The organism is Tamlana crocina (assembly GCF_012037625.1).
Genome location: NZ_JAAVJS010000618.1, coordinates 1 through 331 on the forward strand (window position 1 = coordinate 1; position 331 = coordinate 331).

At 42.9% G+C, this 331-nt stretch carries 1 protein-coding gene and 1 pseudogene; both read left to right on the forward strand.

Features of this window, described 5'->3' with window-relative positions:
• A pseudogene (locus HC176_RS18295) lies at positions 1–192 on the forward strand (DUF177 domain-containing protein); the annotation flags it as partial.
• 9 nt (positions 193–201) lie between these two features.
• A partial coding sequence (rpmF, locus tag HC176_RS18300; RefSeq protein WP_167920419.1) for a 50S ribosomal protein L32 occupies positions 202–331 on the forward strand: 130 nt, incomplete at its 3' end.

Genomic DNA, 331 nt, shown 5'->3' on the forward strand with positions numbered 1-331 from the left:
CAGTACATTTACGAGCTAATAGTATTGGCAGTTCCGTCAAAAAGAGTTCATCCGGGCGTGCTTGACGGCACCCTAAAGTCTGAAGTACTTGAAAAGCTGGACGAGTTAAGTCCGCGGGAAAAAGAGATCAAAGCAGAGGAGGATATAGATCCCCGCTGGGAGAAGTTAAAAAATTTATTAAACGATAATTAATACGCAGCCATGGCACATCCAAAGAGAAAGACCTCAAAAACGAGGAGAGATAAAAGAAGAACGCATTACAAAGCTTCTGTTCCGCAAATAGCTACAGATCCTACTACAGGAGAAGCTCATTTGTACCACAGAGCTCACT